The organism is Methylobacterium pseudosasicola (assembly GCF_900114535.1).
GTDB lineage: Bacteria > Pseudomonadota > Alphaproteobacteria > Rhizobiales > Beijerinckiaceae > Methylobacterium > Methylobacterium pseudosasicola.
Genome location: NZ_FOTK01000002.1, coordinates 190,532 through 213,789, shown reverse-complemented (window position 1 = coordinate 213,789; position 23,258 = coordinate 190,532). Strand labels below are relative to the sequence as shown.

19 protein-coding genes and 1 pseudogene are annotated in these 23,258 nt (G+C 70.1%); 8 read left to right on the top strand and 12 right to left on the bottom strand.

Annotation, left to right across the window (positions count from 1 at the left end; translation table 11 throughout):
* Positions 1-118 precede the first annotated feature (118 nt).
* From dnaK to BM228_RS03140, 5 genes are all read left to right on the top strand, one after another.
* Positions 119-2,035: a molecular chaperone DnaK gene (gene dnaK, locus BM228_RS03160; protein WP_092037115.1), complete on the top strand. Its 1,917-nt coding sequence runs from the start codon at positions 119-121 to the stop codon at positions 2,033-2,035.
* A gap of 266 nt (positions 2,036-2,301) precedes the next feature.
* Entirely contained in the window at positions 2,302-3,444 is a 1,143-nt protein-coding gene (dnaJ, locus tag BM228_RS03155; RefSeq protein ID WP_092037113.1) for a molecular chaperone DnaJ, read from the top strand.
* A 142-nt stretch (positions 3,445-3,586) separates the two neighbouring features.
* Positions 3,587-4,225 carry a class I SAM-dependent methyltransferase gene (locus BM228_RS03150; RefSeq protein ID WP_092037111.1) on the top strand — a complete coding sequence of 213 codons (639 nt, stop codon included), beginning with the start codon at positions 3,587-3,589 and terminating at the stop codon, positions 4,223-4,225.
* Between the two features lie 71 nt (positions 4,226-4,296).
* Positions 4,297-4,683, top strand: a complete 387-nt coding sequence (locus BM228_RS03145; protein WP_208611971.1) for a RidA family protein — start codon at positions 4,297-4,299, stop codon at positions 4,681-4,683.
* Between the two features lie 211 nt (positions 4,684-4,894).
* Entirely contained in the window at positions 4,895-5,230 is a 336-nt protein-coding gene (locus tag BM228_RS03140; RefSeq protein WP_092037107.1) for a hypothetical protein, read from the top strand.
* 9 nt (positions 5,231-5,239) lie between these two features.
* On the opposite strand, the gene deoA is transcribed toward BM228_RS03140, so the two are convergent.
* The 9 genes from deoA to BM228_RS03095 form a co-directional block, all read right to left on the bottom strand.
* A complete protein-coding gene (gene deoA, locus BM228_RS03135; protein WP_092037105.1) occupies positions 5,240-6,538 on the bottom strand; it encodes a thymidine phosphorylase in 1,299 nt (432 codons plus the stop codon).
* A 2-nt stretch (positions 6,539-6,540) separates the two neighbouring features.
* A complete protein-coding gene (gene deoC, locus BM228_RS03130) occupies positions 6,541-7,272 on the bottom strand; it encodes a deoxyribose-phosphate aldolase (RefSeq protein ID WP_092037103.1) in 732 nt (243 codons plus the stop codon).
* The gene (locus tag BM228_RS03125; protein ID WP_092037101.1) at positions 7,265-8,089 is read right to left on the bottom strand and encodes a purine-nucleoside phosphorylase; all 825 of its coding nucleotides are present in this window, start codon (positions 8,087-8,089) and stop codon (positions 7,265-7,267) included. Before BM228_RS03125 ends, deoC begins: the two co-directional genes overlap by 8 nt.
* The gene (locus tag BM228_RS03120; RefSeq protein WP_092037099.1) at positions 8,082-8,510 is read right to left on the bottom strand and encodes a cytidine deaminase; all 429 of its coding nucleotides are present in this window, start codon (positions 8,508-8,510) and stop codon (positions 8,082-8,084) included. The genes BM228_RS03125 and BM228_RS03120 overlap by 8 nt, the downstream gene beginning before the upstream one ends.
* Before the next feature lie 52 nt (positions 8,511-8,562).
* Positions 8,563-9,327 (bottom strand): anti-sigma factor family protein, encoded by a 765-nt coding sequence (locus BM228_RS03115; protein ID WP_092037097.1) that lies wholly within the window; start codon positions 9,325-9,327, stop codon positions 8,563-8,565.
* A 107-nt stretch (positions 9,328-9,434) separates the two neighbouring features.
* Positions 9,435-10,052, bottom strand: a complete 618-nt coding sequence (locus BM228_RS03110; RefSeq protein WP_092037095.1) for a sigma-70 family RNA polymerase sigma factor — start codon at positions 10,050-10,052, stop codon at positions 9,435-9,437.
* 63 nt (positions 10,053-10,115) lie between these two features.
* Positions 10,116-10,673, bottom strand: a complete 558-nt coding sequence (locus BM228_RS03105; RefSeq protein ID WP_092037093.1) for a glutathione peroxidase — start codon at positions 10,671-10,673, stop codon at positions 10,116-10,118.
* Positions 10,674-10,808: 135 nt separating this feature from the next.
* Positions 10,809-12,500 (bottom strand): methyl-accepting chemotaxis protein, encoded by a 1,692-nt coding sequence (locus BM228_RS03100; protein ID WP_092037091.1) that lies wholly within the window; start codon positions 12,498-12,500, stop codon positions 10,809-10,811.
* A gap of 240 nt (positions 12,501-12,740) precedes the next feature.
* Complete coding sequence (locus BM228_RS03095) at positions 12,741-13,868, bottom strand: patatin-like phospholipase family protein (protein ID WP_092037357.1); 1,128 nt, start codon at positions 13,866-13,868, stop codon at positions 12,741-12,743.
* Between the two features lie 354 nt (positions 13,869-14,222).
* Between BM228_RS03095 and ispG the strand changes: the two genes are divergently transcribed.
* Positions 14,223-15,557 (top strand): flavodoxin-dependent (E)-4-hydroxy-3-methylbut-2-enyl-diphosphate synthase, encoded by a 1,335-nt coding sequence (gene ispG, locus BM228_RS03090; protein WP_092037089.1) that lies wholly within the window; start codon positions 14,223-14,225, stop codon positions 15,555-15,557.
* 420 nt (positions 15,558-15,977) lie between these two features.
* A complete protein-coding gene (locus tag BM228_RS03085; protein ID WP_092037088.1) occupies positions 15,978-17,996 on the top strand; it encodes a potassium transporter Kup in 2,019 nt (672 codons plus the stop codon).
* 240 nt (positions 17,997-18,236) lie between these two features.
* Here BM228_RS03085 and BM228_RS35240 read toward each other — a convergent pair.
* A pseudogene (locus tag BM228_RS35240) lies at positions 18,237-19,643 on the bottom strand (phosphatase PAP2 family protein); the annotation flags it as partial.
* Between the two features lie 442 nt (positions 19,644-20,085).
* Between BM228_RS35240 and BM228_RS35235 the strand changes: the two are divergent.
* Positions 20,086-20,313, top strand: coding sequence for a hypothetical protein (locus tag BM228_RS35235; protein WP_244536995.1), 228 nt, complete (start codon positions 20,086-20,088; stop codon positions 20,311-20,313).
* Between the two features lie 463 nt (positions 20,314-20,776).
* Here BM228_RS35235 and BM228_RS03075 read toward each other — a convergent pair whose 3' ends face one another.
* Positions 20,777-22,543 (bottom strand): methanol/ethanol family PQQ-dependent dehydrogenase, encoded by a 1,767-nt coding sequence (locus BM228_RS03075; protein WP_092037086.1) that lies wholly within the window; start codon positions 22,541-22,543, stop codon positions 20,777-20,779.
* 95 nt (positions 22,544-22,638) lie between these two features.
* Positions 22,639-23,235 carry an LOG family protein gene (locus tag BM228_RS03070; protein WP_092037084.1) on the bottom strand — a complete coding sequence of 199 codons (597 nt, stop codon included), beginning with the start codon at positions 23,233-23,235 and terminating at the stop codon, positions 22,639-22,641.
* Positions 23,236-23,258: the final 23 nt, after the last annotated feature.

Below are 23,258 nucleotides of genomic sequence, written 5' to 3'. Positions count from 1 at the left end.
GTTCACGGCCCTTGATCCGGCCCGGGTCCCATACTCACATCACACTCAATCCGCCATGGGCCGAGCTGCTTCGGGGCTCGGCGGTCTGCTTGAACGCGACGAAAAGAGGGATCCCACCATGGGTAAAGTTATCGGTATCGATCTGGGCACCACGAATTCCTGCGTGGCCGTCATGGAAGGCACGCAGCCCCGGGTCATCGAGAATTCGGAAGGCGCCCGCACCACGCCGTCGATCGTCGCCTTCACGGATGACGGCGAGCGGCTCGTCGGCCAGCCGGCCAAGCGCCAGGCGGTGACGAACCCCGAGCGCACGTTCTTCGCCATCAAGCGTCTCGTGGGTCGCACCTACGACGACCCGATGACCCAGAAGGACAAGGGTCTCGTCCCCTACAAGATCGTCCGCGGCGACAACGGCGATGCCTGGGTGGAGGCCGACGGCAAGAAATACTCGCCTTCGCAGATCTCCGCCTTCACGCTGCAGAAGATGAAGGAGACCGCGGAGTCGCATCTCGGCCAGCCGGTCACGCAGGCGGTCATCACGGTCCCGGCCTACTTCAACGACGCCCAGCGTCAGGCGACCAAGGATGCCGGCAAGATCGCGGGCCTCGAGGTGCTGCGCATCATCAACGAGCCGACTGCGGCCGCGCTCGCCTACGGCCTCGACAAGAAGAAGGCCGGCACCATCGCGGTCTACGACCTCGGCGGCGGCACCTTCGACGTCTCGATCCTCGAGATCGGCGACGGCGTGTTCGAGGTGAAGTCGACCAACGGCGACACCTTCCTGGGCGGCGAGGACTTCGACAACCGGATCGTCGAGTACCTGACGGCCGAGTTCAAGAAGGAGCAGGGCATCGACCTGACCAAGGACAAGCTCGCCCTCCAGCGCCTCAAGGAGGCCGCCGAGAAGGCGAAGATCGAGCTGTCCTCGGCCACCCAGACCGAGATCAACCTGCCCTACATCACCGCCGACCAGACCGGCCCGAAGCACCTCGCGCTGAAGCTCAGCCGGGCGAAATTCGAGTCGCTGGTGGACGATCTGGTGCAGCGCACGATCGAGCCCTGCCGCAAGGCGCTCAAGGATGCCGGCGTGTCGGCCTCCGAGATCGACGAGGTGGTGCTGGTCGGCGGCATGATCCGCATGCCCAAGATCCAGGAGGTGGTGAAGTCCTTCTTCGGCAAGGAGCCGCATAAGGGCGTCAACCCCGATGAGGTCGTCGCCATCGGCGCTGCCGTGCAGGCGGGCGTGCTTCAGGGCGACGTCAAGGACGTGCTGCTCCTCGACGTGACCCCGCTGTCGCTCGGCATCGAGACGCTCGGCGGCGTGTTCACCCGGCTCATCGACCGCAACACCACGATCCCGACCAAGAAGTCCCAGACCTTCTCGACGGCCGAAGACAATCAGAACGCCGTCACGATCCGGGTCTTCCAGGGCGAGCGCGAGATGGCGGCCGACAACAAGCTGCTCGGCCAGTTCGACCTCGTCGGCATCCCGCCGGCGCCCCGCGGCATGCCGCAGATCGAGGTGACCTTCGACATCGACGCCAACGGCATCGTCAACGTGACGGCCAAGGATAAGGCGACGAACAAGGAGCACCAGATCCGCATCCAGGCCTCGGGCGGCCTCTCGGACGCCGATATCGACCGGATGGTGAAGGACGCCGAGGCCAATGCCGAGGCGGACAAGAAGCGCCGCGAGCTGGTCGAGGTGAAGAACCAGGGCGAGAGCCTGATCCACGCCACCGAGAGGTCGGTGAACGAGTACGGCGACAAGGTCCCGGCGGCCGACAAGGCCGCGATCGAGACCGCGATGACCGCGCTCAAGACCGCGCTCGAGGGCGAGGATGCCGAGACCATCAAGGCCCGCACCACGGACCTGATGCAGGCTTCCATGAAGCTCGGCGAGGCGATGTACAGCGCCAACCAGGGTGCCGGCCCCGAGGCCGGGGCCGAGGCGGGCGCCTCCGAGAAGAAGGACGACGTCATCGACGCCGACTTCCAGGAGGTCGACGAGAAAGACCAGAAGAAGCGCGCCTGAGGCGCGGGTTCGACAGCAAACGCGCGGGGCCGGAGCGATCCGGCCCCGCCTCTGCTTGAGATGCGCTGTTGCGCAGGTGCCGCAGAGACCGGATATCGTCCGAGTTCGGCCTCGGACGGGCCGGCTCATGCTAGATCGTCACGATCGCGACGAGGCATCGGCCCGCTCACCCTGATCGAGATCTGCCCTGAATGGACCGCCCCGGCGGCCCCGGCAGGCAGCTCCAGGGATCACAGCGCCTTCTGATTGTCCGGAGACTGGGTGGGATGTCGAAGCGGGACTATTACGAGATCCTGGGGGTCGCCAAGACCGCCACGGAAGGCGAGCTGAAGGTCGCATTCCGCAAGCTCGCGATGACCTATCATCCCGACCGCAATCCCGGCGACAAGGAAGCCGAGATCAAGTTCAAGGAGCTGAACGAGGCCTATCAGTGCCTCTCGGACGGCCAGAAGCGGGCGGCCTACGACAAGTTCGGCCATGCCGCCTTCAGCCAGGGCGGCGGCGGCCCCGGATTCGGCAACGAGTTCGGCGACTTCATGTCGGACATCTTCGACAATTTCTTCGGCGACGGCCGCGGCGGCGCCCAGCGCGGACGCGGCGGTGGCGCCCCGGGACGCGAGCGTGGCTCCGACCTGCGCTACAACCTCGAAATCACCCTCGAAGAAGCCTTTATCGGCAAGGCCGAGACCATCCGGATCCCGACCTCGGTGACCTGCGAGGCCTGCGACGGCTCCGGCGCCAAGCCCGGCTCGAAGCCGCGCACCTGCCCGACCTGCGCGGGCTACGGCCGGGTGCGGGCCGCGCAGGGCTTCTTCGCCATCGAGCGCACCTGCCCGAACTGCCACGGCCGCGGCGAGATCGTCGACGATCCCTGCACCACCTGCCAGGGGGCCGGCCGGGTCAACCGCGAGCGTACGCTCTCGATCAACGTGCCGGCGGGCGTCGACGACGGCCTGCGCATCCGGCTCGCCGGCGAGGGCGAGAGCGGGCTGCGCGGCGGCCCGCCCGGCGACCTCTACGTCTTCCTGTCGATCAAGCAGCACGAGTTCTTCCAGCGCGACGGCGCCGACCTGTTCTGCCGGGTGCCGATCTCGATGGTCACCGCTGCGCTCTCGGGCGAGATCACCGTGCCGGTGATCGACGGCTCGCAGACCCAGGTCCGGATCCCGGCCGGGACGCAGACCGCCAAGCAGTTCCGGATCAAGGGCAAGGGCATGCCGGTGCTCCGCTCCCGGGAGGTCGGCGACCTCTACATCCAGGTCTTCGTCGAGACGCCCCAGAACCTGACCAAGCGCCAGCGCGAGTTGCTCCAGGAATTCGACCAGTCGGCCTCGCCGGAGAACCACCCGGAATCAGCGGGGTTCTTCGCCAAGGTGCGGGACTTTTTCGGGAGCGCCGTCCGGCCGTGAGGCCGGCCGGATCCGAACTCGTGCACGCCCGTTATGCATCCGGCGAGCGTGGCATGCTTACCCTAGGCGCCGGACCGGCTTGACTGTAAGACGGCGCGTCGCCTTAGCCTTCCATTCCCATCGGCTTCGAGGAATCCAGGACTTGCCGCCGCTCCGCCGTCCCAGCGCGAAGGCCCCTGCCGCCAGGGGTGAGAGTTTTGGGCCGCGGCGCGACCCCCTGGAGGACGAGGCCCGGTTCCTCCGATCCTGGTTCGAGCGCCCGCTCGTCACCGGCGCTGTGACGCCGTCGGGCAAGATGCTGGCCCGGACCATGGCGTCCTACGTCGATCCGCGCCGCGAGGGCCCGGTGGTCGAGCTCGGCCCCGGCACCGGCCCGGTGACGGAGGCTCTGATCCGACGGGGCATCGCGCCGTCGCGCCTGATCCTGGTGGAGTTCAATCCCGACTTCTGCCGCCTGCTGACTCGCCGCTTCCCCGGGGTCACGGTGATCCGGGGCGATGCCTACGACATGCGCGCGACCCTCAAGACGGCGCTGACCCAGCCCGCCGCCGCGACGATCTCGAGCCTGCCACTGTTCACCAAGCCGCTGGAGCAGCGCCTCGACCTGCTCAACGCCGCCCACGACCTGATGCAGCCGGGCGCGCCCTTCGTGCAGTTCACCTACGCGGTGGTGCCGCCGATCCCCGCCCGCTGCGAGTCCCGCAGCTACACCGCCGACCGCTCGAACCGCGTCTGGCTGAACCTGCCGCCCGCGCGGGTGTGGGTGTACCGGCGGCCGTAGGCTTCTGCCTCGCCCAGCCTGACGGCATACTGCCCGTGACCGACTCACGGTCTCGTCGAGAGGGCATAAGGGTGAGCAGAAATCCCGTGATGGCACCAGGCGCGGCAGCTGTCGGCCCCTACTCGCACGCGATTCGGACTAACGGGACGGTCTACCTGTCCGGCCAGACGCCGATCGACGGCGCGACGGGTCGCTTGGTCGAAGGCGGGATCGAGACGCAGGTACACCAATGCTTCCGCAACCTCGGTGCCGTGCTTGCGGCGGCTGGGCTCGGTTTCGGGGACGTTGTGAAGTGCAACGTGTTCCTGACCGACATGGACGACTTCGCCGCCATGAACCGGATCTACGCCGAGCACTTCGCCGAGCCCTATCCGGCGCGCACGACGATCGGCGTTGCGGCGTTACCATTGGGAGCGCGGGTCGAGATCGAGATGGTGGCGGCACTCCCAAACCCTTGAGGACAAGCAGGTCACGGCTGCCCCGAGACAACAGCTTGGCGGCGTAAGCAGCTGAGATGCATCAGACTGTCGATGTGCGTTCGCCCTCGGAAAGCGCCGCACTCTGAACAACGCCTGAGTGCCGAACTCACGTCCGCGTCAACTTAGAGGCGTCACACCTGGGGCACAGCCGGTCGCGGCAGCGCGATCGGCGAGGCACAGGAGGACGCCCATGTTCACCAAGACCGCACGCCTACGCCTGGCCGCCGCCGCCCTGGCGCTCGGGGGGATCACCCTCGGGGCGCCCGCGATGGCCGCGCCGCTCGGCCTCGATACCGGTCTGCACCAGGGCGCGGCCGACATCGTCGATGTCCAGTACGGCTACGGATACGGCCACCGTCATCACGGGTTCGGGCCCCGCCACGGCTTCGGCCCGGGCTTCCGGGGCCATCACCACCATCACCATGGCTGGGGACGCGGCCACCATGGCGGCTGGGGTCATCATCGCGGTTTCGGCCACCACCATCACGGCGGCTGGGGCCACCGTCACGGCTACGGCCGCTGGTAAGGCCGGATCCTATCGAGCGCCCACCCGCTCAATGATCGCCGGCCGGCCGGGGGGCGCTTCGCCCATCCGGTAGGCCGCGCGCAGGGCCGCCTCCGCCCGGTCGGCGGCGGCCTCGTCGGCCGCGTGGACGATCCCGAGCTGGCCGGACGCATCCCCGGGACCCGCGAGGTCGGTGAAGCCGACCCGCGGGTCGATCGCGTCCTCCGGCCGGGTCCGGCCGCCGCCGAGCCCGATCACCGCCAGCCCGATGGCCCGCGTGTCGATGCCCGCCACCGTGCCGTCCTGCCGGACCGGCCGCCGCACCGGCGCCGCGGGCAAGTGTCGGGACGGCTGTTCCAAAAGATCGCCAGGTCCGCCAAGCGCCGCGACCATGTCACAAAAAACCTCGGCCGCCCGGCCGGAGGCGAGGGCCGCTTCCAGGCGCTCGGCCGCCGCGTCCCGGTCCAGCGCGAGGCCGCCGGCGACCAGCATCTCGGCGCCGAGGGCCAGGGTCACCGCGTGGAAGCGCGGCTCCCGGCGCGCGCCGGTCAGGTAATCGATCGCGTAGGCCACTTCGACAGCGTTGCCGGCGGCACTGGCGAGCGGTGCGTCCATGTCGGTGATCAGCGCGATGGTGCGCAGGCCGGCGCCCTCGGCCACCGTGACGATGCTCTCGGCCAGCGCCCGCGCCGCGTCGAGCCCGGCCATGAAGGCGCCGGAGCCCTGCTTGACGTCCATCACCAGCCCCTGGAGCCCGGCGGCCAGCTTCTTCGACAGGATCGAGGCGGTGATCAGGTCGAGGGATTCGACCGTGCCGGTGACGTCGCGGATCGCGTAGAGCCGCCGGTCGGCCGGGGCCAGCTCGGCGGTCTGGCCGATGATCGCGCAGCCGACCTGCCCGACCACCCGGCGGAAGGTGTCGAGCCCCGGCGTGGCGTCATAGCCCGGGATGCTGGCGAGCTTGTCGAGCGTGCCGCCGGTATGGCCGAGGCCGCGGCCGGAGATCATCGGCACGTAGCCGCCGCAGGCCGCCACCATTGGGGCGAGGGGCAGGCTCACCGTGTCGCCGATGCCGCCGGTGGAGTGCTTGTCGAGCACCGGCCCCGGCAGGTCCCAAGCGAGCACCGTTCCGGATTCCGCCATGGCCCGGGTCAGCGCCACCCGCTCGGGCAGCGCCAGGCCGCGGAAGAACACCGCCATGGCGAAGGCCGCCGCCTGCCCCTCGCCGACCGCGCCGTCGGTGAGGCCGCGGACGAAGGCGGCGATTTCTTCCGGATCGAGGGCCTGGCCGTCCCGCTTGGCCCGGATAGTTTCCTGCGGCAGGCGCATCCTCACGACTCCCGCGCCTGCATCAGGGCGCCGAACAGGCTGCTCGCCCCGAGCCGGAAGGTCTTCGGGCCAACCCAGTCCGGCCCCATGATCCGGTCGGCGAGCGCCAAATAGGCGCCAACGTCGGCGACGCTGCGCAGGCCACCCGAGACCTTGAGGCCGGCGGAGCGCCCGCTCGCCCGGATCTCGGCCAGCATCACCTCGGCGGCCTCCGGGGTCGCCGAGACCGGGCTCTTGCCCGTGGAGGTCTTGAGGAAGTCGGCCCCCGCCTCCAGCGCCAGCCGGCTCGCGCGCCGAATCGCGTCGGGCCCGGCGAGTTCGCCGGTTTCCAGGATGACCTTGAGCACCGCCGACCCGCTCGTGTCGCGCACCGCCTCGACCATGTCGCGCGCGGTGTCGGAATCGCCGCGCAGGAAGGCGCGGTAGGGCAGGACGAGGTCGATCTCGTCGGCGCCGTCGCGCAGGGCCTCCGTCGTGTCGTCGAGCGCCCGGGCGCAATCCTCGCCCCCGGCCGGGAAGTTGATCACCGTAGCGACCCGGATGCCGCTGCCCTTGAGCACCCGTGCACCCTGCGTCACGAAACGCGGCCAGACGCAGATCGCCGCGACGCCGCCGCTGCGGGCGTCCCGGCAGAGCGCGTCGATTTTCGGCTCGGTGCAGGTCTCGCTGAGGTCGGTGAGGTCGAGGAGCGGCAGCGCCCGGCGGGCGACCGCACCGGCATCGGGTTCATCCATGGGGGCTCTCCTCGACGGGCAGGCCGGCCACGAAGGCCCGGACCAGGCGGCCGAGATCCGCCGCGGCCCGGGCCGCAACCGCCTTGGTCTCGGCGTGATGGGGGGCGCCCCCGGCGATCCCGGCGGCGAGGTTGGTCACCACAGACACGGCCGCCACCGGCAGGCCGAGGAAGCGGGCCAGAATCACCTCGGGCACGGTGGACATGCCGACGAGGTCGGCCCCGAGGATCCCGGCCATCCGCACTTCGGCGGGGGTCTCGAAGCTCGGGCCGGAAAACCAGGCGTAGACGCCCTGGCCGAGCGTCACTCCGCAGGCCTCCGCGGCTGCCCGGAGTCGCCCGCACAGATCCGGATCGTAGGCCTCGGTCATCGGCACGAAGCGGGCGTCGCTCGCCTCGCCGATCAGCGGGTTCATCCCCGACAGGTTGATGTGGTCTTCGAGCAGGACGAGGCTGCCCGGACCCACCTCCGGCCGCAGGGACCCGGAGGCGTTGGTGAGCAGCAGGCGCCGGGCGCCGAGGCCAGCCGCGCAGGCGAGCGGCACCCGCATCGCCGCCGCGTCGCCCCGCTCATAGGCATGCGCCCGGCCCTCGAACACTAGCACCGGCCGCCCGTCGAGGCGCCCGCGATGCAGCCGGCCGCCATGGCCGCTGACGCCGGCGCCGGGGAAACCCGGAATCTTTGAGTAGTCCAGCGCGGTTGCACCTTCGAGCTCGGCCGCGATCCCGCCGAGCCCGGTGCCGGTGACGATGGCGCAGGCATAGCCGCCGCCGAAGCCCGCGGCCCGGAGCGTGTCGAGGGCGGCGGCCTCAGTCACCCAGCGTCTCCGGCCCGAACGATTCCGGCAGCAGCTCCGCCAGGGTGAAGGTTTTTGCGACGCGGTCCGGCCCGGCGGCGTGGATCGGCGTGTCCGGCCCCGCGAATTCGCGGATGCGCTGGCGGCAGGCCCCGCAGGGTGTCACCAGCCCCGCGCCGTCGCCGCAGACCAGGATCTCGGTGATGCGCCGGCCGCCGCCCGCGATCATCGCGGCGATCGCCCCAGCCTCGGCGCAGGTGCCGACCGGATAGGCCGCGTTCTCGACGTTGCAGCCGGCATGGATCGCGCCGTGCTCGTCGCGCAACGCCGCCCCGACCCGGAACCGGGAATAGGGCGCATGCGCCCGTTCGCGCACCGCCCGCGCGGCCTCGAACAGGGCCGTCAGCCCGTCATACGTCTGCGCGGAATCGGCGGCCTGCATGGCCGATCTTTGGCACCCGCCGGGGCGCCCTGTCGAGGGGCAGGTCGGCGCCTCAGCGCGTCGCCGCACCCGCCCCGAGCATCCCGGCAGCCTGGCGCAGGACCGCGTCGTCCTGCGGGCCGCTCAGCGCGTAGGCGGTGTCGCCGGCATTCCAGGACAGGAGGGTGCCGTCGTCCGAGCCGGTGAGCGCCGCCGGGCCGCCGCGCAGGCCGCGCGTGGCGAACAGGGAGGCCTCGCCGAGGGGGCCGGCTTCGAAGGCGATCTCGATGCCGGTGCCGTGGCGGCCGGGGAAGATCTGGATGTCGCGCACCTGCCAGCCGGCCGGGAGCGGCGGCAGGTCGATGCCGGTGACCGACTGGAGGCGGGCCCGGTCGTAGGCCGGGTGGTCGCCCTGGTTGGCGATGCTCTTGCGCAACTGCGCCACGGCCCGGGCCTGGCGGGCATCGGCGATCAGGGCCGGATCGGGGGTCGCGGCGAGCGTGTCGGGTACGCCGAACCGGCCGATCTCGTCATGGGCGAGCCAGCCCGCGCCGACCAGCACCGCGATGGCGGCGGCGCGCTTGAGCCGCGAGGCGACCCGGCGCCAGCGCTGATTGCGGTCGAAGCGGCGCGCCAGGACGATGGTGCGGTCCGGTCCCGGGCCGGGGAGGCGCCCGAAGGCGGCCCGGAGGGCGTCGCGATCGTGCAGGTCGGCCATCACCTGAGCGGCGGCCCCGGGATGGGCGGCCAGGTGCGCCTCGACGTCGAGGCGGCGCATCGGGTCGATCTGCCCGTCGACGAAGGCGATGAGATCGTCGTCTGTGATCGGATCCATCATCGGTGAAGTCCTCGATTCCAGCGTGCCGCCGGGGCGGATCCGCCGGTCGTCATCGTTATCTTTGCGCCGGTCGCCATGGGGTGCCGGTCTCGTGCGGGGTGGATGCTTCAGGCATCGCCCGCGGCGCGTTTCATCGGCGGTCGGTCCCGGCCCTCGTCGGAGGCGACGAGGCGCAGGCCGGTGAAGGTGCCGCGCCGCGGGTCCGGCCGGCTCGCCTCGGGCTCGGCCTGGCCGCGATTGCCTTCCTCGAAGGCCCGGAGCGCCGCCCGGCCGCGGCCGAGGCGGGACATCAGCGTGCCGATCGGGATGCCGAGCACCGCGGCGGCGTCGGCATAGGCCATGCCCTCAAGGGTCACGAGGTGGAGGGCGGCGCGCTGCTCCTCCGGCAGGGTCAGGAAGGCCTGCCGGATCTGGGCGAGGCGCACCCGGCCCTCCTGGGCGGGGGGCGCCATGTCCTCGCTCATCCGCACCAGCGCGTCGGCGTGACGCGCCTCGACCTGGCGGCGGCGCTGCTCGTCGATGAAGGCGTTGTGCAGCACCGTCATCATCCAGGTGCGCAGGTTGGTGTTGGGGCGCAGGGAGCCCTGCATCTCGAGGGCGCGCACCAGGGTGTCGTGCACCAGATCGTCCGCCCGCAGGGCGTCGCGGGTGAGCGAGCGGGCGTAGCGCCTCAGGGGCACCAGCAGGTCGACGATATCCGGATGCTTGTGCTTGTCTGATGCCATGGGATGTGAACGCGGCAGGCCGGGCGTTTAATCCCGGCGCCCGGATTCCCGAAGCGGTCAGGCCTAGTCGAGGGTGGCGGCGATGCCCGAGACCATCCGGGGATCGGTGGGCTCCACCTGCGTGGCGAAGGCGGCGGCGAGCGAGCCGTCCCGGGCGATCAGGTATTTGTGGAAGTTCCAGCGCGGGGTCTCGCCCGGCCGCTCCGCCGCCGCCCATTGGTAGAACGGGTGGGCGCCCGGCATCTTCACCCGGGTCTTGGCGGTCAGCGGGAAGGTCACGCCGTGATTCTTCCGGGCGGCCTCGGCGATGGCGGGGCCGTCGAGGGGCTCCTGGTTGCCGAAATCCGGCGACGGCACACCGATCACCACGAGCCCCCGGTCGCCGAAGCGGGTCCACAGGGCCTGGAGCCCGGTGAGCTGGCCGGCATAGCCGCAGGCGGTGGCGGTGTTGACCACCAGGATCGGCCGCCCGGCATAGGCCGAGAGCGGCATCGCGCCGCCCTCCGGATGCTCGAAGGCGAAATCGGTGGCCCGCCCGGAGGCGGCCCGGGCCGCGCCAGCAATTCCGGCACCGAGCCCGGCACCGAGCAGGATCAGGGCCTCGCGGCGCAACATCGTCATGGCGGCAGCCTCGCGGTGACGGGCGCTCACGCCCGGAAAGAATTTAGGGCGCCCGACGCGGAGATCTCAACACCGGGATCCCAAAGGGCCTGCGGCCCTTTGGCGGGGGCCGGGGCGCGCAGCCCCGCGCTTCGCTTACGCGGCCCGCACCGTATCGAGGAAGCGATGGACCTCGACATCGAGCCGCTCGGCCTGGGCCGAGAGTTCGGAGGCCGAGCCGAGCACCTGCGCGGCGGCGGCCCCGGCGCCCTCGGCGGCGCTGGCGACCCCGGCGATGTTGGCCGTCACCTCGCCGGCCCCAGTCGCCGCCTGCCCGACGTTCCGGACGATCTCCTGGGTGGCCGAGCCCTGCTGTTCGATCGCCGCGGCGATCCCGGTGGAGAGCCCGCTCATCTCGGTGATGCGACCGACGATGACGCCGATCGCGTCCACGGTCTCCCCGGTCCAGGACTGGATCTCGCTGATCTGCCGGGCGATCTCGTCGGTGGCCTTGGCGGTCTGGCCGGCCAGCTCCTTCACCTCCGTGGCGACCACCGCGAAGCCCCGCCCCGCCTCGCCGGCCCGGGCGGCCTTGATGGTGGCGTTCAAGGCCAGCAGGTTGGTCTGGCCGGCGATGCCGCTGATCAGGTCGACCACGGCGCCGATCTTCACGGCACCGTCGCGCAGGTTGCGCACCAGCTCCGCGGACTTGCCGGCCTCGGTCACGGCGGCGTCGGCGAGGTCGGCCGAGGCCTGGACCTGGCGGCCGATCTCGTTGACCGAGACGCCGAGCTCCTCGGCGGCTGCGGCCACGGTGTTGACGTTCGAGGCCGCCTGCTCGGCCGCCGACGCCACGGTTGTCGACTGGGCGGCGGTCTCGGCCGCCGCGGCGCTCATGCTCTCGGCGGTGGATTTCAGGTTCACCGCCGCCGTGGTGACGGCGCGGATGATGCCGCCGACGGCGCCCTCGAAGGAGGCGGCCATCTCGCGCATCGCGGTCTTGCGCTGCGCCTCCAGCCCGGCCTGGGTCCGGGCCGCCTCCTCCTCGAGGGCCTTTGCCCGGGCGAGCCCGTCCCGGAACACCTGCACGGCGCCCGCCATGGCGCCGATCTCGTCCCGGCGCCCGATTCCGGGAATCTCGACGGCGAGGTCGTTAGCGGCGAGCCGGGTCATGGCCTCGGTCATCCGGTGGATCGGCTTGCCGATGCCCTTGTGCAGGGCCAGCGACCCGACCAAAGCGGTGAGCACGATCAGGCCGAGGCCGATCAGGTTCGCCATGCGCGACGACGCGATGGCGGCGGCCGAGGCGGCACTCCGCTCCTTCAGGAGGCCCTGTTCGAATCGCGTGATCTCGGCCGCCTTGGCGCGCAGGCCGTCCATCGTCGCCTTGCCGGCGCCCGAGCTTTCGAGCCGGCGCGCCTCCTCCTGGGTGGCGGGCTCCTTCATCAAGGCGCGCTCGCGATCCGCGACCTCCGTGCTCCAGCGCTCGGCGAGGGCCTTCAGGTCCACGAGCATGGCCTGCGTCGTGGGATTGCCGGCCGTGAGGGTCCGCGCCGCGTCCCAGGACGCCGCGAAGGTCTTCCGCCCGGCCTCTTCGGGTTCGAGGAAGCGCGGATCGGCGGAGATCAGGTAGCCGCGGAGGGCGGTCTCCCGGTCGACCATGGCGCTGGTCATCCGGCTGACTTCGGCCAGCACCTCGTGGGTATGGACCGTCCACTCTTCGGCGTCCTCGATCAGCCCGACATTGCGGAGCGAGATCGCCGTGACGCCGGCGGTGATCGCCAGCATCAGCGCCATGATGAGCGCGATCTTCACGCCGGTCTTGAGGTCGATCAGACGAAATCTCATGGCCAGCCCTCCCAGGAATCAGAATCACCGCGCCCGATCGGGTTTTCGGTGAAAGGGCCGAGCTACCGGAGCCGCGTGAAAGATATTTTACGCCTGGGGTTTTCTACTTTAGACACGCTCCTGAGCCACAAATAAACGTTCTAAACTTATAACTAAAACTAATATAATCTGAAACTTGGCGCAATATCAATCGCATCGCGACTTGCCGGACTGCGATCTTCGCGCCAGACATGCGACGTTTTACTGATACGCATCCCGCAGGTTGAGTGTACAGGCCTGGCCGATCGTCCCGTAGGTCTCGGCGAGCCAGGCTTGCGCGGCGGCGCGGCCCTTGTCGCGCAGGCGCTTGAATACCGTCCAGCGCGCGTCGAGCTTGGAGGCGGCGTTGTAATCCTCCAGCGCGTCGGTGCCGTCGATCCGGTGCACGAGGACGCGCTGGTAGCCGCCCTGGCCGAGGGTGCCGTCCTCGATCAGGCCGTCGATGAAGTCGATCGCCCGCAATTCCCGCATCAGGTTGGCGTTGAAGGTGATCTCGTTGAGCCGGTCGCGGATCTCGCTTTCCGTGCGCGGGGTCTCGCGGCGCTCGACCGGGTTGATCTGGACCAGCACGATGTCGCGGGTCTGGGCGGCCCGGTGCAGCGGATAGAGCGGCGGATTGCCGAGATAGCCGCCGTCCCAATAGGGCACGCCGTCGATCTCCACCGCCTGGAACACCGTCGGCAGGCAGGCCGAGGCCATCAGGTGGTCGACGGTCAGGCGCTCGCGCTCGAACACCGCGAGCTTGCCGGTCCAGACATTGGTGGCCGAGACGAACAGGCCCGCGGTCTCGGCCTCGCGCAGGCGGTCGAAATCGATCTGCTCGGCCAGCGCCCTGCGCAGCGGGTTGATGTTGAGCGGGTTCGACACGTAGGGGCTCGGCGAGAGCAGCTTGGACCAGAACTCGGCCACCGGGTTGCCCTTCCACAAGCTGAACAGCCCGCTGACGAAGTTGCGCTGCGCCGGCCCGAGATCGCCGTCGAGGCTGACCTCGCGCCAGAACCGCTCCAGCCCCTCCCGGGCGCCGTCCGGGCCGCCCTTGAGCCAGCCGTCCACCATCACGACGCCGTTCATCGCCCCGGCGCTCGCCCCCGTCACCGCCTCGAAGGCGAGGCGCCCGTCCTCGATCAGCGCGTCGAGCACGCCCCAGGTGAAGGCGCCATGCGCGCCGCCGCCCTGCAGCGCGAGCGCCACCGGCTTCTCGGCCCGAGGACCCGCAAGGATCTGGTGGGGCGGATGCACGGGAGAGGGCTCGATCCCGTCCGAAACCGGGACCTCGGGAACCGCGGTCACCGGATTGTGCGGTTCACCGCCGTGGGGGTGCTCGCTCATGTCGGTCTCCAAAATCAGGATCCCCTAAATGGGATGGTGCACTGCAACATCAACCATGCGTCGGGCTGGCGGCTGCTTCGAAACACCGCGCGAGGGACGCGATTCGGCAACAGAGGCGGACGAAAACCGGTGTCGCGGGCCCGGCAAACTCGACATCTGCATCCGGATACGACATGACAGCCGCGATGCTGTCATGCGTGGCGTCGGCTTGACGCTGCGCGGCGTCGTCCGCAGCTAACCACGCGGGCGGGCCGCAGCCCCGAAGCTCCGGCGAGGCGCGCGCCGCGAAACGACCGGCCGGCCCAAAACTGGGCTCCGGCGCTCAAGCGAAGCGCGCGCACGCGAAGGTCCACGATGGAAGTCATGGAAGCCATCCGCTCCGAGAATCCCGCCCCCGAGTCCCTGCTGACCAGCGGTGGTCCGGAGATCGCCGGCCCCGCACCGCGCCACCGCACCGTGGGCGTCACGGTCGGCGAGGGCGAAGGCGCGGTCACGGTCGGCGGCGGCGCCCCGATCGTCGTGCAGTCGATGACCAACACCGACACCGCCGATATCGACGCTACGGTGGCCCAGGTCGCCCAGCTCGCCCGGGTCGGCTCGGAGCTGGTCCGCATCACCGTCGACCGGGACGAGGCTGCCGCCGCGGTTCCGAAGATCCGTGAGCGCCTCGACCGGATCGGCGTCCACGTGCCGCTGGTCGGCGACTTCCATTACATCGGCCACAAGCTTCTGGCCGACCATCCGGCCTGCGCCGAGGCCCTGGCGAAGTACCGGATCAACCCGGGCAATGTCGGGTTCAAGGAGAAGAAGGACACCCAGTTCTCCTCGATCATCGAGCAGGCGATCAAGTACAACAAGACCGTGCGGATCGGCGCCAACTGGGGCTCGCTCGACGGCGAGCTGCTCACCCACCTGATGGATGAGAACGCCAAGCTGCCGCGGCCGATCGATGCCCGCGCGGTGATGCGCGAGGCGATGGTCCGCTCGGCGATCGGCTCGGCCGACCGCGCCGTGGCGCTGGGCCTGCCGCAGAACAAGATCATCCTCTCGGCCAAGGTCTCGGCGGTGCAGGACCTGATCGCGGTCTACCGCGAGGTGGCCCGCCGCTCGGACTACGCGATCCATCTCGGCCTCACCGAGGCGGGCATGGGCTCCAAGGGCCTGGTGGCGGCCTCGGCGGCGATCGGCGTGCTCCTTCAGGAGGGGATCGGCGACACGATCCGCTACTCGCTCACCCCCGAGCCCGGCGGCGACCGGAGCGTCGAGGTCAAGGCGAGCCAGGAACTGCTGCAGACCATGGGCTTCCGCACCTTCGTGCCGATGGTCGCGGCCTGCCCCGGCTGCGGGCGCACCACCTCGACCACCTTCCAGGAGCTGGCCCGGGACATCCAGAACTGGATCGTCACCTCGATGCCGGAATGGAAGAAGACCTATCCGGGCGTCGAGGGCCTGAACGTCGCCGTGATGGGCTGCATCGTCAACGGCCCGGGCGAATCGAAGCATGCCGATATCGGCATCTCGCTGCCCGGCACCGGCGAGACCCCGACCGCGCCCGTCTTCATCGACGGCAAGAAGGCCATGACCCTGCGCGGCGCGACGCTCGCCAAGGATTTCGAGAACGTCGTGATCGACTACATCGAGCGCCGATTCGGCCAGCAGGGCGGCGGCACGCGCACTGCGGCGGAATAGCCGGACACAGGTCGCGCCGGGCGGCTGGGCGATCACACCAAAGAACGGCCGCAGAATAAATCACCCCGTCATCCCAGGGCGCCGCAGGCGGGCCCGGGATGACAAGGTGGGTGATCGAAGGGTGGGAGTCTCCTTAGACCAAGGAAGAAGGATACTTCCTTCCGCTTCTGCCGAACGCCTGCCAAATCCGAAACTGCGACTGAGCCGGTCGCCCCCTCCCACCCAAACCCCGATCTTCGCGGTGCACCCGGTTCCCGGCCGCCCGAGGCCGTGATAGCAAGGCCGCACGATCCCGTGAGTGGTCGGCCTGGTGGCCGGCCCGCGTGGTTCGGCGGAGTTTTCGCGTCCTCCTGCCCGGCCTCACCAGGCCCTGAGCCGATCCGCGAAACGCCGGCCACGCCCGAGCCTCCGACACTCCGCATGAGCCAGACCTTCGCACCCGGCGTAGCAGCCCAACCCGTGCCCGCGGCCACCGACGGCGCGCCCTCTCCCGCCCCGGCGGGCGGCGAGACCGGCGCCCCGGGGCCCGAGAACGGGGCGGCGCCCGCCGGCGCCCTCGATACCCCCGAGAAGGCCGAGACCCGGCACGGCCATGCTGGCTTCTGGACCCTGCTGGTCGGCTCGGTCGGCGTCGTCTACGGCGATATCGGCACCAGCCCGCTCTACGCCTTCCGCGAGGCGCTGGTCCCGGCCCGCACCGACGGCATCCTGCTGCCCGAGGAGGTGATCGGCACCGTCTCGCTGATCCTCTGGGCGCTGTTCCTGATCGTGACGGTCAAGTACGTCGCGATCCTGCTGCGCATGGACAACAACGGCGAGGGCGGCATCCTCTCGCTGATGGCGCTGGCCCGGAAGGCGCTCGGCGGCTCACGCATCGTCTTCATGCTCGGGCTGCTCGGCGCCTCGCTGTTCTACGGCGACGCGGTGATCACCCCGGCGATCTCGGTGCTCTCGGCCGTGGAGGGGCTGAAGCTCGTCACCCCGGCGCTGGACGATTACGTGCTGCCGATCACGGTGACGATCATCGTCGTCCTGTTCCTGGTGCAGAACCGCGGCACCGCCAAGGTCGCGGCCTTCTTCGGCCCGATGACCATCGTGTGGTTCCTGGCGATGGCGCTCGCCGCCCTGCCGCATATCGGCCTGCACCCGGAGGTGTTTCGCGCCGCCAACCCCTGGTACGCGGTGCATTATCTGCTCGGCCACGGCACCGGCGCGCTGGTGGCGCTCGGAGCCGTGTTCCTGGCGGTGACCGGCGCCGAGGCCCTGTTCGCCGATCTCGGGCATTTCGGGCGCAAGCCGATCCAGGTCGCCTGGGTCTGCCTGGTCTTCCCGGCGCTCGCCCTGAACTATCTCGGCCAGGCCGCCCTGGTGCTGGAGAAGCCCGACACCGCCGACCCGTTCTTCCAGCTGGTCCCGGCCTGGGGCCTGCTGCCGATGGTGGTGCTGGCGACCCTGGCTACCGTGGTGGCGAGCCAGGCGGTGATCACCGGCGCCTTCTCGTTGTCCCGGCAGGCGATCCAGCTCGGCCTGCTGCCGCGCCTCGAGATCCGCCACACCTCCGAATCGCATGCCGGCCAGATCTACCTGCCGCAGATCAACGGGCTGCTGATGATCGGCGTCGTCCTGCTGGCGGTGCTGTTCAAGACCTCGTCGTCGCTGGCCTCGGCCTACGGCATCGCGGTGACCGGCACGATGCTGCTCACCGCCTCGATGACCTTCCTGGTGATCTGGCGGATGTGGGGCTGGTCGCCGGTGGCCGCCGCCGTGGTGATGCTGCCCTTCATCGTGCTGGAGTTCCTGTTCCTGCTCTCCAACCTGATCAAGGTGGTCGAGGGCGGCTACGTGCCCCTGATCCTGGCCGGCGGCCTCGTCATCCTGATGTGGACCTGGGTGCGCGGGGTCACGATCCTGTTCAACAAGACCCGCAAGACCGACGTGCCCCTGGTCGAGCTGGTCGGCATGCTGGAGAAGAGCCCGCCCCACCACGTGCGCGGCACCGCGGTGTTCCTGACCAGCGACCCCGAGATCGCCCCGGCCGCGCTCCTGCACAATCTCAAGCACAACAAGGTGCTGCACGAGAAGAACGTGATCCTCACCGTCGAGACGGTGGACACCCCGCGCTCGAACGAGGCCGACAAGGTCCGGATCGACCCGGTGGGGCCGCACTTCTTCCGGGTGGTGATGAAGTTCGGCTACATGGAGACGCCGAACATCCCCAAGACCCTGGTGCTGCTGCGCCGCCAGGGCTTCAAGTTCGACATCATGGCGACGTCGTTCTTCCTGTCCCGCCGCTCGATCCGCCCGGCGACCCATTCGGGCATGCCGCTCTGGCAGGACCGCATCTTCATCACGCTGGCCAAGAACGCCAACGACGCGACGGACTTCTTCCAGATCCCCACGGGGCGCGTGGTCGAGGTGGGGACGCAGGTGACGGTCTAGAGCAATCCTGATTGCGCGCGGGAGGTGTCGGGTTTCCAAAGGGCTCTCCGCGAGCCCGAACACCTGCGGGTCCAGGGTCTGGACCGGCACGCTCGCCACCACCGGCGCCCGGCCGGGCAGGTCGGCCGCGTAGGCCGCCGGCACGCGGGTGCCGTCGAGGCCCGCGGCCGTGCCGCCCCAGCGCAGCCGGTCGAGCACCGCCTCGCGCACGAAGAACGCGGTCTCGTAGGCCGCCGAGACCGTGCCGGCATGGATGTCGCCGGCGAGCGCCCGGAAGCCGTCGGCGGCCTCGCGCGTGGTGAAGGCCAGGGCGGCGTCGTAGGCACGGCCGGCACCGGCGGCCTGGAGGGCGTTGGCGCCGGCGATGCCGTTGCGCCCAGTGGCGCTGGCGGCGAGCGGCACGTCGTTGCGAGTGAGCGTCAGGTCGACTTCGTTGGGCAGATACCGCAGCCCCGGCGACAGGAAGGCGAGGTTGGCGGTCACCCCGTCGAACCGGCCGGAGACGCCGCCGGCCGCATTCAGGATCGTGTAGGTGGTGCGCGGGCTGTAGGCGCCCGAGGCCGCCAGCACCTGCACGGTGCCGCCGGCGAGCGTCGTGCCGGCGCCGGCGGCGATCCGGTCGGCCTGCCCGGCGGCGTTGGCCTCGACCCGGTAGACCGAGCCCGGCGCGAAGGCGACCGCGCCGGCGACGTTCAGCGTGCCGATGGAGTTGCCCGGCGAGACCGTGCCGCCCGAGAGCGCCGCGATCCCGCCGACGGAACCCGAGCCGCCGAGCAGGCCGCCGGCCTTGACCGAGACGGTGCCGACGATGGTGCCGTTGGCGTAGAGCGCGCCGCCGTCGCCGATGCCGACATCGATGCCGAGGCGGTCGCTGGTATCCATCCGCAGGGTGCCGGTGACGTTGCCGAAATATCCGGCGGCGGAATACAGGTCGATCCGGCTCCAGTAGCTCAGCGGGCTGCCGTAGAAGGCGGCGAGGGCGTTGGTCTCGGTGTTGACCACGATCTGGTTGATCGTGTCGGTCGAGAGCTGGCCGTAGAGGCCGCCGTTCGGTGCGAGTGTGCGGGCGGCCGTAGTTGATCCGCCGTAGAGCGGCGCGAGCAGGATCGAGGCGTCGGGCCCGCCGGCGGGGGCGGCCTCGCGGGGCGCCTGGGCGAAGGACAGGGTCGGCAGGCCGTAGGTCAGTCGTGCCTGGTAGGCGGCCTGGTTGGCGGCGGACGGGACGTAGGGGTTACCGGTGGTGTTGGCGGCGCTGCCGGCGCAGGCCGCGACGGTGTTGCCGCACTGGGCGGCGAGGTAGGCCTGAAGCTCGGTCTGAGCCCGGACGAATTCGCCCGGCAGGTTGATCGCCGTACCGGTCACGGCGGCGTTGTTGATGTAGGCCGGGTTGGTGAAGGCCTGGGCGAGGTTGTAGGCGGTGAACGCCCGCGACGCGATCACGTCGAGCGGGTAGTGGACGCCGAGCACGATGCGGCTCTCGCCGTACTCGGAGGCGCGCAGCAGCATGCTCTGGTATTGCTGCGGCACCAGCATCGCCAGCAGGTAGCTGCTGGTATAGGCGACCGTGGTGTGGCCGCTCGGGAAGGACGGGCTGGTCGCAAGGTCTTTCGGCTGCGTCCCGTCATAGGCGGTCAGCCGGTTCGGCACCACCTGGATCGGCCGGGAGGAGCCGTAGACGTCCTGGCCGGGCTGCCTGTTGTTCACCCCGTAGGCCAGATCGTAGACGCTGTTGGTGGTATTGGGCAGGCCGTTGGCGGTGGGCAGCGCGTAGCCCGCCGGCCCCACCGCCAGCACCGGCACGTAGTTGGCCGGGGTCACGGTCGGGTTGATGACGGCACCGTTCGCGAAATAATGCTTCCCCGCGCTCGAGCCGCCGATATTGAGGGCGAGGGCGTTGCTGAGCAGGCTGAAGGTCGCTGCGAGTGGCCCGGTCGAAGCCGTGCTCGCCCGGATACCGGTCTGGTAAATCGGCCCGAGGACCGGACCGAGGCCGCCCACCGGCTGATACGGCTGCACCCGGCTCCCGTCCGGGATCGCCTGGAGCGGCAGGCCGCCCGCGAAGCTGCCGGCGAGGCCGATCCGGATGATCGTGCCGTCCGCCAGAACCGCCGTGATGCCGGCCGAGGCCGGCTCCGTCCTGTCGCTGACCGCAAGCTGCTGCCGGGCGGGTGAGGCGTTCTGGTTCAGCGCGATCGTCTGCGCCAGGTTGAGCTGCAGCGTCTGCTGGCCGATGGCGGTGCCGTTCAGGGAGAGGAACGGCGCCAGCAGGTTCAACACGTTGGCGTTGGCGGGCGTCGTGTTGGCGGTCTGCGCCTGAGCCCCCGAACCGAACGCCGCGACCATCAACGCCGCGATCGAGACCCCATGCCCCAGTTTCATGACCCGCCCCTGCAATCCGACCCATCCGGCCGGCGGCGGAAGATCTAGCGAAGCTCAGGACCGGCGCATCATCATAATCCAGTCATCCATTCGGCTTGCCGCACAATGTATCTCGCCAGCAACACATTGATATGCCAGCTTATTTTTGCACCTAAGCTTCAATTTATCTCATCGGGAACAGATTGCGATCCGCATGCCCTTCCCCGACAACAGGGCTCGCGGATATCCGGCTTCCTCTGAACTGCAAATCCCGGCCGGACGCACGGCGCCTCCGGCAGCCAGCATCGGAACGGCCGGACATGCCGAAAAGCGTCTCGGGGCGCATCGCGCAACCGGCAGAGGCCGCGCTCCGGCGACACGGACGAATCGCCGGGGCACTCCGATCCGGAGCCGGACACGCCTCACTCCGGCAGCGCGAACACCGTGAGCTGCCCGCCCGGCGCCGTGTACTGCGACAGGGCCGCGTAGCCGCCGACCGCGCCCGAGCCGTCGGCGGGATCGGTCAGGCCGGCCGCGAGCCCGATGCCGGCCCAGCCGCCGATCCCGGAGAGCACCGCCACGTATTGCCGGCCGCCATGCTGGTAGGTGGTGACGTTGCCGACGATGCCGGACGGGGTCTTGAACCGGTAGAGCTCGTGCCCGTCCCGGGCATCGACCGCCTTCAGATACCCTTCGAGCGTGCCGTAGAAGACGACGTTGCCGGCGGTCGCCAGCGCCCCGGACCAGACCGAGAACGCCTCCGGGATCGTCCAGGCGATGTTTCCCTTCGCTCCGTCCCAGGCGATGAACGCGCCGGTCCGGTCGGAGCCCTCGGGCGGATGCAGGGTCAACGTCGCGCCGACATAGGGCTGGCCCGGCGTGTAGCTCACCCGGAACGCCTCGTAGTCCATGCACATGTGGTTGGTCGGCACGTAGAACAGACGCGTCACCGGCGAATAGGCGGCGGGCTGCTGGTTCTTGGCGCCGAGCGCCCCGGGGCAGATGTTCTTGGTGACCTCCTCCTCGTCGGCCTCGCCCGGGGCGAAGCGCGGGTCGACGACGGGGCGGCCATAGGTCGGGGAGGCGCGGTCCAGGTCGATCCGGCGCGCCCAGTTGACGCTGGGATCGAATTTTTCTGCCACCAACAGATCGCCCGTGGCGCGGTCGATTGTGTAGCCGAAGCCGTTGCGGTCGAAATGGGTCAGCACCCGGCGCGGGCGCCCGTCGATCACCTGCTCGGTCAGGATCATCTCGTTGACCCCGTCATAATCCCACTGGTCGTGGGGGGTCATCTGGTAGACCCAGCGCGCTAGCCCGGTGTCGGGATCGCGGGCGATGATCGCCATCGTCCAGCGGTTGTCGCCCGGGCGCTGGGCCGGGTTCCAGGTCGCGGGGTTGCCGGTGCCGTAATAGACGAGGTTCAGCGCCGGATCGTAGGAGAACCAGCCCCAGCTGCAACCGCCGCCGATCCGCCACTGGTCGCCATCCCAGCTCTTGAGCGAGGAATCCCGGCCGATCGGGTGCCCGAGCTCGGTGGTTTTCTCCGGGTCGACCAGCATGTCGGCATCCGGCCCCGTGGCGTAGGCGCGCCAGAGGCGCTTGCCGCTCGCCTGATCGTAGGCGGTGACGTGGCAGCGGGCGCCGTACTCGCCCCCGGCGATACCGACGATCAGCTTTCCGTGCACCGGCAGGACCGTGGCGGTGTTGGTCTCGCCCCGGGCCGGATCGCCGTTCTTCACGGACCACAGGACCCGGCCGGTCTCGGGATCCAGGGCGACCACCGTGGTGTCGGCGAGCTGCAGGAACAGCCGCCCCTCCGCGTAGGCGAGGCCGCGGGAGACCGTGTCGCAGCACATCACCGCGATCACGCTCGCATCCTGGCGCGGGGCGTAGCGCCACAGGATCTTGCCGTCGTGGTCGAGGTCGAGGGCGTAGACTAGGTTCGGGAACGGGGTGTGAACGAACATCCGACTGCCGACGACGATCGGCGCCCCCTCGTGGCCGCGCAGCACGCCGGTGGAGAAAGTCCAGGCGACCTTGAGGCGCGAGACGTTGCCGGCATCGATCTGGGCCAGCTCGGAATAGCGGGTGTTGGCGTAATCCAGGGTCTGGAGGACGGGCGGCTCTTGCGCGGAGGCCACGCCGAGGAGGCTGGCGAGCGTCACGGCCGCCAGGATCAAGACGCGCATGCTCGGATTCCATCTGCGGCCGCCCGGCGCGGCGGCGCCGGCCTCATACTACGACCGTCCGGATCGCCACCGCGGCCAAGCGTCCGGGCCCGGCCTCACATCCGCTCTTTGACGATCTCCTCGGCCTGCGGGTCCGGCTCGTGGCCGGCCTCGCGCAGCAGCGGCACCACCGTCGCCGCGTCCCGGGCGACCATGTAGCTGAGGTCCAGCCCCGCGCGGATGAAGCCGTGGCCGCGCATGTGCTCGAACAGGGCGAGCAGCGGCGCCCAGAAATCCGCCACCGAGACCAGCACCACCGGCTTCCGGTGCCGCCCGAGCTGGGCCCAGGTGAGCTGCTCGACCAGTTCCTCCAGGGTGCCGATGCCTCCCGGCAGGGTCACGAAGGCGTCCGAGCGCTCGAACATCAGGCGCTTGCGGGTGTGCATGTCGGGCACAACCACGGTCTCCTGCACGGCGTCGAGCATGTGCTCGCGCGCCTGGAGGAAATCCGGAATGATGCCGGTGACGTGGCCGCCGGCCGCCAGCGCGGCGCGGGCCACCGTGCCCATCAAGCCGACATCGCCGCCGCCATAGACGAGGCCCATCCCGGCCTGCGCGATCGCCGTGCCGAGGGTCTCGGCGGCCTCGCGAAACGCCGGGTCTCCGCCGAAGCCGGAGCCACAATAGACACAGACTGTCCTCACCGGGGCCATCCGGCGCCCTCCATCACGCAACC

What these genes read in the sequence shown, in the direction of transcription:
- deoA (WP_092037105.1), bottom strand. Translation starts at nt 6,538, where the DNA reads ATGCGCCTGCCGCAGGAAACTATCCGGGCCAAGCGGGACGGCCAGGCC.
- BM228_RS03075 (WP_092037086.1), bottom strand. Translation starts at nt 22,543, where the DNA reads ATGCGCGTCTTGATCCTGGCGGCCGTGACGCTCGCCAGCCTCCTCGGC.
- BM228_RS03095 (WP_092037357.1), bottom strand. Translation starts at nt 13,868, where the DNA reads ATGAGCGAGCACCCCCACGGCGGTGAACCGCACAATCCGGTGACCGCG.
- BM228_RS03140 (WP_092037107.1), top strand. Translation starts at nt 4,895, where the DNA reads ATGTTCACCAAGACCGCACGCCTACGCCTGGCCGCCGCCGCCCTGGCG.
- BM228_RS03120 (WP_092037099.1), bottom strand. Translation starts at nt 8,510, where the DNA reads ATGCAGGCCGCCGATTCCGCGCAGACGTATGACGGGCTGACGGCCCTG.
- deoC (WP_092037103.1), bottom strand. Translation starts at nt 7,272, where the DNA reads ATGGATGAACCCGATGCCGGTGCGGTCGCCCGCCGGGCGCTGCCGCTC.
- BM228_RS03070 (WP_092037084.1), bottom strand. Translation starts at nt 23,235, where the DNA reads ATGGCCCCGGTGAGGACAGTCTGTGTCTATTGTGGCTCCGGCTTCGGC.
- BM228_RS03110 (WP_092037095.1), bottom strand. Translation starts at nt 10,052, where the DNA reads ATGGCATCAGACAAGCACAAGCATCCGGATATCGTCGACCTGCTGGTG.
- BM228_RS03115 (WP_092037097.1), bottom strand. Translation starts at nt 9,327, where the DNA reads ATGATGGATCCGATCACAGACGACGATCTCATCGCCTTCGTCGACGGG.
- BM228_RS03085 (WP_092037088.1), top strand. Translation starts at nt 15,978, where the DNA reads ATGAGCCAGACCTTCGCACCCGGCGTAGCAGCCCAACCCGTGCCCGCG.
- BM228_RS03105 (WP_092037093.1), bottom strand. Translation starts at nt 10,673, where the DNA reads ATGACGATGTTGCGCCGCGAGGCCCTGATCCTGCTCGGTGCCGGGCTC.
- ispG (WP_092037089.1), top strand. Translation starts at nt 14,223, where the DNA reads ATGGAAGTCATGGAAGCCATCCGCTCCGAGAATCCCGCCCCCGAGTCC.
- dnaJ (WP_092037113.1), top strand. Translation starts at nt 2,302, where the DNA reads ATGTCGAAGCGGGACTATTACGAGATCCTGGGGGTCGCCAAGACCGCC.
- BM228_RS03100 (WP_092037091.1), bottom strand. Translation starts at nt 12,500, where the DNA reads ATGAGATTTCGTCTGATCGACCTCAAGACCGGCGTGAAGATCGCGCTC.
- dnaK (WP_092037115.1), top strand. Translation starts at nt 119, where the DNA reads ATGGGTAAAGTTATCGGTATCGATCTGGGCACCACGAATTCCTGCGTG.